We start from the raw sequence: 8,574 nt of genomic DNA, 5'->3' as shown, positions 1-8,574 counted from the left end.
AGAAATAGAACAAAAAGAAATAGAACAAAAAGAAATAGAACAAAAAGAAATAGAACAAAAAGCTAAAAAATTCATAGAAAATCTTTTAAAATATAGAATTTTGTTTGATTATTTTGTTATTAAAGGTCAAGATGATATGGAAAATTCTTATAAGATTAGAAGATTAACTAAAAATACAAAAAATAACACATATTCAATCAGCGAAGATTCTAATGTTATACCTGAACTTGCTATGGTGCAAAATTATCTACGCGTAGCAAGAAGTGGTATGTCTAATAATCATCATCACTGGCTTACTCAGTTTTTGAAATTTTTGGATAAAGAGATTAATTTGAACTTTTCATTTGATGGGTTAAATGATGATGAAAATATAATCAATAAAATACAAATAAAAGATAATATTAATTTTGATGATTTTATCACAAAGGATAAAAATTATTTTCAGAAAAATCCAATATCTTTCCTTGAAAATTTAGATACAGCTTTAGCTAAAGAGCAAGCAAAAGAAGTAGAAATAAATGGAAAGAAAAAAGATTTATTGGAAATTTCTAATGAAGTTCTTTCTAATTTAAGCAATAGTGATGAACATATTTTTACTAATACTAACAAAGTAAAAATTCCAAACTTAGATCAAGGAACAGCGACTCCGCATTATTGGTTTTATCGTTTGGAGTATTATTTATGGAAAAATAGGAAAGACGTTAGTTTAGATAACTATAAATTAAATGATAAAAATTTTAGCGATATTGCTAGCAATTTCTATTTTAGAAGCTTAAATTCCATAGAACATGTGCAAGCACAAAGCAAAGTAAATGAGAATGGATGGAATAATGTAAATATAGATAATTTTGGAAATTTAGCTCTTATTAGCTCTAGTTTCAATTCATCTTTAAATAACCAAGATACACAAGATAAATATTTAGATTTGCAAAAATATATAAATAAAGATAGTGTTATATCTTTAAAACTTTGGTTAATTTATGCTTTAAGCGAAAAAAAACAATCAAAAAAATGGACTTTTGGTAATGCACAAATACACAAAGAGCAAATGTTAGAAATATTAAAAAAATCGTTTGAAAGCAATTAAGATAAAGCCTTAGGCTTTATCTTTCATAAATTTAGCAAAGACTTTGTTTTTGCTTCTTATCTTACGAAAATACTCTTTTGATAAGATATCTTTTAAAATTTTAGCATTGTTGTAGCTTAGATTAGTTTTTCTTTGTATGTAAGAAATAGCTTTATTTGCTAAATTTTTCTCTCTTGATTTTTTTATCAAAGCCTTATCTAAAGTAGCTATCTTAGGCATGTTTTTGATAAATTCTAGATACTCTTCTTTACTTTCAAAGGGAGAATCTTCAAAACTAAATGGAACCTGACTTGGTATTTTTTCCTTTTTCATTTTTTCCTCCATATTTTTAAAATGATATTCTAGCATAAAATATAGACAATCTTAGTCTATAAAATTCTAATATAATTTCATTTTATAAAGGAAAACGATGAAAGAAGTTAGGATTATTATCGATGATGAATTTGATCATGTAAGAGATTTTCAAAATGGCTTCTCAGCAGTAAAAAAAGCTGGTAAGTATAGCTTTATAAATAGCAATGGAGAATTAATTTGTGATTTTTTATATGATGAGGTTTTAAATTTTAGTCAAAATTTAGCAGGTGTTATGATAAATGACAAATGGGGTTTTATAGATACTAAGGCTAAGGTGGTAGTGGATCTTATATATGATGATGTTTGTAGTTTTGTAAATGATTATGCACTTTTGCGATAAGGAAATGAAAATATCATCATAGATACTCAAGCAAATATCATTTTAAAGACTGAATATGATGGCATTATAAGACTTAGTGATAAGCTTTTTAAGATCAAAAAAGGCGATGTGTTTGCATTGATTGATCAGAATGGAAATTTTTTAAGTGATTTTGAGTTTTTAAGTATAAAAAGACTAAATGAAAGATTATTTTTATGCAAGCAAAAGATCAATGGCAAGGTTAAATGCGGAGTTTTGAATGAATTTGCAAAGCTTGTTTTAGAGGCTAAATTTGATGATATTAGCTTGATAAATGATGAGTATTTGCTAGTGTTTGATGGGTTTTTGTATGGTTTGTTTGATGTAAATTTAAATTGCATTTTTGAACCTATGTATAAGGATGTGAAATTTATAGCCAAAGATATGATCAAAGTCAGGGTAGGGACTAAATATACTTTGGTAGATAAAAACAAAAATGAGCTTAGTAAGAATAGTTTTGATTTTATGAAGATTATTGATGATGAGCTTGTTTTGTTTTTAGAAAATTCTAAATTTGGTTTCATGGATCAAAATGGGATGTTAATTTGTGAAGCTAAATTTGATGAAGTTGGAGAATTTGTTGGTGGATTAGCTTGCGTAAAAATAGCTAACAAATACGGCTTTATAGATAAAAATGCCAAAATCATCATCGATGTGATGTATGATGAGCTTAGGTTTTTTAGTGAGAATTTAGCAGCCTTTTGTGTAGCAGGAAAATGGGGTTTTATCAATACAAAAGGAAAAACCATCATAGAAGCAAAATACGATGAGGCAAATAGCTTTAGCGAAGGCATAGCAAGTGTAAAAAAAGACAATAGATATTTTTTGATCAATCAAAATGATGAGATACTTTGTGAGCATGAGTATGAGTATATGTCTTGTTTTAGCTGTGGTTTGGCATTAGTTTTAACAAGTGATGGTTTTATTTATGTGGATAAAAATGCAAATATTGTTATAAAAGAGCATTTTGATGAGGCGTTTGATTTTAAAGAAGGTTTAGCACAAGTTTGTATAGATAATCAATGGGGTTTTATTAATACAAATGGAGAATTTGTGCTTGATTTGCAGTTTGAAAATGTAAATGATTTGGGCAATGGAATTTATGAGCTTAGTAAAAATGGACATAAATTTTACTTAGAATACAACGGAAAAATAACCCTTAATCCTTTTTCTCAAAGACAAATTGCATGTATAAGCAAGGATATAGGCTGGAGAATTTTAAGGTTGTTAGAGTTGAAAGAGTAAAGGAAAAATATGCGAGGAAATAATCTTAATGAAATGATAAGAATTTATGATAAATACATGTCTATTTATGGAGATAGTGGTGTGTTTAGACTAGATGATGATGATTTATTGTATGCAAGTGAAATTTTAAATAAAGGAGGATTTTTTTGTTATGATGAGAAAATAGTTGATAGAGAGTATGATTTGATGTGTTATTTTACTGTGATATTTTTACCTAAAAATGATTTAGCAAAACACGCTATTAAAATTTTAGAAACTTTAGAGAAAAATAGAGTTGGAGAACACATGAAATTTTGGCTTTGTGATGATGAAAATTACGCTAAAATAAAAATTATTAGTTTATATATGGAAAGGAAATAAATATGGAAAAATTTTTAGAACAATTTAAGGAATTTAAGGAAAAAAACAAATCAAACTACAATCCTTTATTAAAGGTTTTGCCTGCTCATGATGAGGTGAATTTGCATAGTGGAATTTTAAAATCTTTACTTGATCCTAGTGAGAATCATGAACAAGAAAAGTTATTTTTGGATTTATTTTTAGAAAAGATAGGATTAAAAGAATGGTTTGGAGAAAGTGATGATGTAAAAGTCTTAAAAGAATATAAAAATATAGATATTTATATACATAATGGCACTAAACACATTATACTAGAAAATAAAATTTGGGCGAAAGATCAACATCAACAAATTGCTAGGTATATAGAGATATTAAATAAAGAAGAAAATGTTTCTTATAAAGATATCAAAAATATCGAAAATATCGCTGTGATTTATCTTACTTTAGATGGTAGAAAACCTAGTAAGGATAGTTTAGATGAATGGAAAATAGATAATGATGAATTATTCTTAAAAAAAGGCGATGATAAAGTGCTATATAAACAAATTTTCTATAAGAATGAAATTTTACCTTGGCTAAAAAGTTCCCAAGAAAAGGTTAAAAATTTATGCAGTTTAAGTCAAGCTATAGAATTTTACAAAGATGCTATAAATAATGTCATAGGCAATGGTAGTGATATAATAAGCTTTTTGCAAAAGGAAAGTAAAGTTGGTTTTGAACAATTGTTTAAAGATTTAGTTAATAATAAGTCAAAATTATTGCCAAAAATATCAATGTATGAAAGAGATTATATTATCAATAAGTTTTTAGAAGAAACTTGCAAAGTTTTTGATAATGATTTTAGCATTGATAATGGCTCAAGCTATATTCAATTTATACTCAAACCAAAGAATTTAAGTAATAATGATGTATATTTTGCTTTTGCTTGGTTTGATACTACAAATTCTAAAAATTGGAAAAATTTTGGAATCAGACTTATAGGTGATATATCAAAAGAAGATAGAGAAAGAATTCAAGAGAAAATACCTGAATTTAACGGATACACTTTATCTGATTATATAGTTTTTGATAAAAATCCTACAGCAGGAGCAATACTAAAATTTATTGAAGAAAATAAAGAAAAAATCAAAGAATTAAATGAAAAATTAAACGGAGTAAAAAACAATGAAAACTCTTGATATTTTGCTAGAAAAATGGAATGATTTTCATAAAAACTTATGTAGAGAATTTATCAATCATGAGGTTTTTAATAATCATAATACAATAGAAGCTTTAAAAGAAAGTGAAAATTATCATTGTGAGGTAAAAGCCAAGAGATAGTGCTAAATCCACAAGCTAAAATTCATATTTTAAGTTTTAAGCTCAGTGATGATAGAAAACTAAAAACAATCAATCAGTTTTTAAAAAACAATAAATATACAGGATGTTATTATGATGTCTTTTATACAAATGAGGTAAATGTGTATGAGGTTTTAAAAATCGAATTTTAATCCATAGCTTTAATTTTATCATGGTTAAATTTACAGCATTTTAGTAAGGCTTGACGGAGAGCTTTTTTCATTTTCACTCATATTTTGTACAGCTTCAAAACTTTACATAGCTTCGCTTTTATTATGGATTAAATTTAAATTTTTATAAGCTTGCTCCATATCAGTATTAAAGCTAGTAAAACTTTTTTATAAGACTTTTTTGCATTTTATAATAATCTTTATTTTTAAAAGGCTCCATAAGAACTTTGATATTTTTTTCTATATTTAACAAATGCTCGCAAACATTTTAAATCACATTTAGGTTTTTTAGTTTTAATTCTTCGCCTTTTTTAAGTAAAAATAAATTTGTATCAAGTTTTAGTATCTCATCATACTCAATCTCAATAACAATTTCTTCATTTTTATTTATCAAACCCCATTTTTCACCAAGCTTAACTTCAGCTAAGCCATCTTTAAACCCCAAAGCATTATCATATTTTGCTTCTATAGCTAAATTTCCTTGTTTATCTATAAAACCACATTTTCTACCAAGTCTAACATCAGCTAAACCTTCATTAAAAGAGTAAACTTCAACATACTTTGCTTCTATAACTAAATTTTCCTTTTTGTCCATAAAGCCATATTTTCCATTAAGCATAACCCCAGCTAAACCATCATTAAAATTAAAAGTAAAATCATATTTTGCTTCTATAACTAAATTTTCCTTTTTGTCCATAAAGCCATATTTTCCATTAAGCATAACCCCAGCTAAACCTTCATGAAAGCTATTGATATAATCATATTTTGCCTCTATAACTAAATTTCCTTTTTTATCTACAAAACCCCATTTTCCATTAAGTTTGACTTTTACTAATTCTTCTTTATGATAACTAATTTCATCATATTCGGTATTTATGATTATCTCCCCTTTTTCATCTATAAAACCATAGCCACATTTTCCATCAAGCTTAACTCTAGCTAAACCTTCACTAAATTCATCAATGCAATTGTATTTTGTTTCTGTAATTAATTTTCCCTGTTTATCTATAAAACCCCATTTTCTGTTAAGTTCAACGCCGGCCAAGACATCATGAAAGCTGTTGATACCATCATATTTTACTTTTGTGATTAAATTTCCTTTTTTATCTATAAAGCCATATTTTGTTTTTGTGCTACAAAATCCATATAAATCATCATTTAAGTGATAAATCTTGCTAGCGATTTTTTTTAGTATGTTTCCATCGATATCAAATAAAATTGAATCTTCTTTAAAAGTTGTTGCATAATACATTTTATCTTTTTTTATAACACCACAATCTGCTATTTTTTTACTAGTAAAATTCTTATCTAGTTTTAAAAGACTTGTTTTCATGTGTTTTACTTTTTAAATTTGTATATTTGTTATTTTATAAGCTCTTCTAAATGTTTTAAAATTTTTACCATGGCTAAGGTATCAAGTTTGCAGTATTTTAGCAAGGCTTGGCAGTAAGATTTTCTTTCGTTTTCATTCATACTTTGCATAGCTTCAAAACTTTGCATAGCTTCGCTTCCATTATGGATTAAATTTAAATTTTTATAAGCTTGCTCCATATCAGGGATTAGAGCTGGTAAAACTTTTTTTATAGAATAACTTCCTTGCATTTTATAGTGATAATAATCTTTATTTTGAAAAGGAATCATAAGATCTTTGATATTTTTTTCTATATTTAGCAAATGCTCGCTAAATTCAGGAAAAGCAAGTGCTAAATTTCTTATTACACCTTTTTCAAAGCTTGCATTATAAGCAAGCACGCAAACATCTTTTGGTATATCATTGATCAAATTTTTTACAAGTTCATATCTTGGATCGATCCCGCATTCGCTTAAAAATTCTTTATGTTCTAACTTGTCTTTATAGTCTATATGCAAAGAGTATTGAAAAGGTATTTGCATATAAGGTTTTATGCCTTTAAATTCAGGCACAGCTTGCATAAAAGTTTCAAAGTCTAGATGATATATGGGATAGGTTAGAGTATCTAAGAATTTTTTGATATTTTCTTTGTTTATGTAGATTTCTTTATTAAGTGAGGCTTTGATTTGAATTTGTTGGTTTTCATTAAAGATGGATGGATCTTTTATATCTTTGAAATTGATTATATTTTTTTGATAGAGTTCAAATTTTTTATTTGCATTAAGCCTTGAAATGTTAAAAACATTCTCGTTTTCACATAAATTTCTTTGTTTAACCCAACAATACTCATATCCATCGCACTCATAAGGATCAAAACAATGTGTTCCTATGTCTATATTTGGCTCTTCATTTTTACTTAAAATTTCTTCAAAGTATTTTAAATTTTTTCTAACTTCTTCTTGGTTTTGGATAACTTTATCTGTGATGTCATTGAACTTAAAAAGTTGATTTATATCAAGAAAATCACCTCTATAGTATTCATTGTTTAAATGTATCAGGTTAACTTGTTTGATTTTATAATTTAAATTTGATAAAACATAATACTGCAAAGCACAATCATCTATATAAACATCTTTTAAAGATGTAGAGCTTTTTACTTCATTAATGATCATACCATCTTTAGTATTTTGTAAAATATCTATCATGATCAAAATACCATCATAGCAAAAAGTAGCTTCGTAAATTACCTCTTGGTTATTTTCTAATAATTTCTTAGTTTGTTCGTATTTTTCATCAAAAGAACTGCCTTCAAACTCTATCTTTACTCCATTTGGAAAAAGCTCGCAGGCTAGATCGCCTACCTTGTTACCGGTGCTAAATTTAGCTAAAGCATTTTCATCTGGCACACTCAATACTTCATTTTTGTAAGTTTTCAGCCATAAAGACTTAGCGCATTGTGTGCCTCTTGTGTATCTTGATTTTGAAAAAAACATTATTTACCTTTCTTTGTTGTTTTGTTTGAATTTTAGCCTATTTTTATTAAAATAGGCTAGAGTATTATTTTTTCAAAGATTTATCTCGCATTAGAGCATAAATTAGTCCGCTTGAAAAAGCAAAGCGTGCTAACGCATTTTGTTTTTCTTCTCTTCTTAGCGCTACGGTTTTAAGATTGCTTTTTCTCAAAACTGCAAAAATACTAAGTCCATACCATAATCCTAATGTTATTTTTAAAGGTAGTATTAAAATCATTAGTAATGGATTGTTACGATTGTCTCTTAGTGTTGTGTATGCTATATATAATACAACGCATGCCCATATAAAAGCAATGACACCCATAATCATTAGCGCAGTATCTCTTTCTATTCGCATTAGAAATAATGTCATAAAGATTATAAAGGCTAAAGGCAATACAGCAAATAATCCAACACACAAGCTAAGATCTATTGTATTTCTATATATGACTACCTTGCCTTTTAATCCATAATACACAAGCACCGCAGCTATGATGATATATATTAAGATAGCTATGGTGATGATTATTGTATTGGTATAATCTTCTTGAGCTATTTTTGTGCTTGTATTGTTATCTATAGTTTTTTCTATTGTTATATCTTGTTGTGCTGTTGTATAATTTACTTCAGCATTAGTAAAAGTAAAGCATATACACATTAATATGCTTAAAATTAAAAATAGTTTTTTCATTTTATTCCTTTGTTTTTTGATTTGTTATTTTAAATTTGATTTTTATTTTTTAACACCTCCATGACTTGATATTTTTATTTTACAATTGTAATTTATTTTAGTGGACTGTGTTTGTCTATTTTAAATTTTT

General features: G+C 26.7%; 11 protein-coding genes. 7 read left to right on the top strand and 4 right to left on the bottom strand.

Going from position 1 to position 8,574, the window contains the following annotated elements; genetic code table 11:
• The coding region (locus L8W64_RS00810) for a DUF1524 domain-containing protein (protein WP_263672625.1) at positions 1 to 1,087 on the top strand (1,087 nt) is incomplete at its 5' end.
• Between the two features lie 9 nt (positions 1,088 to 1,096).
• Here the strand turns inward: L8W64_RS00810 and L8W64_RS00805 are convergent.
• Positions 1,097 to 1,399 (bottom strand): hypothetical protein, encoded by a 303-nt coding sequence (locus L8W64_RS00805; protein WP_263672624.1) that lies wholly within the window; start codon positions 1,397 to 1,399, stop codon positions 1,097 to 1,099.
• 97 nt (positions 1,400 to 1,496) lie between these two features.
• Here L8W64_RS00805 and L8W64_RS00800 point away from each other — a divergent pair, with 97 nt between their 5' ends.
• The 6 genes from L8W64_RS00800 to L8W64_RS00775 all read left to right on the top strand — a co-directional run bounded on the left by L8W64_RS00800 (position 1,497) and on the right by L8W64_RS00775 (position 4,873).
• Positions 1,497 to 1,781: a WG repeat-containing protein gene (locus tag L8W64_RS00800; RefSeq protein WP_263672623.1), complete on the top strand. Its 285-nt coding sequence runs from the start codon at positions 1,497 to 1,499 to the stop codon at positions 1,779 to 1,781.
• A 108-nt stretch (positions 1,782 to 1,889) separates the two neighbouring features.
• A complete protein-coding gene (locus tag L8W64_RS00795; protein WP_263672622.1) occupies positions 1,890 to 3,044 on the top strand; it encodes a WG repeat-containing protein in 1,155 nt (384 codons plus the stop codon).
• 9 nt (positions 3,045 to 3,053) lie between these two features.
• Positions 3,054 to 3,404, top strand: a complete 351-nt coding sequence (locus tag L8W64_RS00790) for a hypothetical protein (protein WP_263672621.1) — start codon at positions 3,054 to 3,056, stop codon at positions 3,402 to 3,404.
• 2 nt (positions 3,405 to 3,406) lie between these two features.
• Entirely contained in the window at positions 3,407 to 4,561 is a 1,155-nt protein-coding gene (locus tag L8W64_RS00785) for a PD-(D/E)XK nuclease family protein (protein WP_263672620.1), read from the top strand.
• Positions 4,548 to 4,703, top strand: a complete 156-nt coding sequence (locus L8W64_RS00780) for a hypothetical protein (protein ID WP_263672619.1) — start codon at positions 4,548 to 4,550, stop codon at positions 4,701 to 4,703. Before L8W64_RS00785 ends, L8W64_RS00780 begins: the two co-directional genes overlap by 14 nt.
• Complete coding sequence (locus L8W64_RS00775) at positions 4,703 to 4,873, top strand: hypothetical protein (protein ID WP_263672618.1); 171 nt, start codon at positions 4,703 to 4,705, stop codon at positions 4,871 to 4,873. Before L8W64_RS00780 ends, L8W64_RS00775 begins: the two co-directional genes overlap by 1 nt.
• Before the next feature lie 286 nt (positions 4,874 to 5,159).
• Here the strand turns inward: L8W64_RS00775 and L8W64_RS00770 are convergent, their stop codons facing one another.
• The 3 genes from L8W64_RS00770 to L8W64_RS00760 all read right to left on the bottom strand — a co-directional run bounded on the left by L8W64_RS00770 (position 5,160) and on the right by L8W64_RS00760 (position 8,465).
• Complete coding sequence (locus L8W64_RS00770) at positions 5,160 to 6,224, bottom strand: WG repeat-containing protein (RefSeq protein ID WP_263672617.1); 1,065 nt, start codon at positions 6,222 to 6,224, stop codon at positions 5,160 to 5,162.
• A 29-nt stretch (positions 6,225 to 6,253) separates the two neighbouring features.
• Complete coding sequence (locus L8W64_RS00765; RefSeq protein WP_263672616.1) at positions 6,254 to 7,735, bottom strand: DUF2779 domain-containing protein; 1,482 nt, start codon at positions 7,733 to 7,735, stop codon at positions 6,254 to 6,256.
• A gap of 64 nt (positions 7,736 to 7,799) precedes the next feature.
• Positions 7,800 to 8,465 carry a YIP1 family protein gene (locus L8W64_RS00760; protein ID WP_263672629.1) on the bottom strand — a complete coding sequence of 222 codons (666 nt, stop codon included), beginning with the start codon at positions 8,463 to 8,465 and terminating at the stop codon, positions 7,800 to 7,802.
• Positions 8,466 to 8,574 lie beyond the last annotated feature (109 nt).

It is taken from the genome of Campylobacter sp. IFREMER_LSEM_CL1097 (assembly GCF_025772225.1).
Classification (GTDB): domain Bacteria; phylum Campylobacterota; class Campylobacteria; order Campylobacterales; family Campylobacteraceae; genus Campylobacter_D; species Campylobacter_D lari_D.
The sequence above is the reverse complement of the archived record's forward strand: the minus strand, read 5'-3'. Positions and strand labels throughout refer to the sequence as shown.

Bases quoted from the DNA above. Each gene is read 5' to 3' on its own strand.
- L8W64_RS00805 (WP_263672624.1), bottom strand. From the start codon at position 1,399: ATGAAAAAGGAAAAAATACCAAGTCAGGTTCCATTTAGTTTTGAAGAT.
- L8W64_RS00800 (WP_263672623.1), top strand. From the start codon at position 1,497: ATGAAAGAAGTTAGGATTATTATCGATGATGAATTTGATCATGTAAGA.
- L8W64_RS00790 (WP_263672621.1), top strand. From the start codon at position 3,054: ATGCGAGGAAATAATCTTAATGAAATGATAAGAATTTATGATAAATAC.
- L8W64_RS00785 (WP_263672620.1), top strand. From the start codon at position 3,407: ATGGAAAAATTTTTAGAACAATTTAAGGAATTTAAGGAAAAAAACAAA.
- L8W64_RS00780 (WP_263672619.1), top strand. From the start codon at position 4,548: ATGAAAACTCTTGATATTTTGCTAGAAAAATGGAATGATTTTCATAAA.
- L8W64_RS00770 (WP_263672617.1), bottom strand. From the start codon at position 6,224: ATGAAAACAAGTCTTTTAAAACTAGATAAGAATTTTACTAGTAAAAAA.
- L8W64_RS00765 (WP_263672616.1), bottom strand. From the start codon at position 7,735: ATGTTTTTTTCAAAATCAAGATACACAAGAGGCACACAATGCGCTAAG.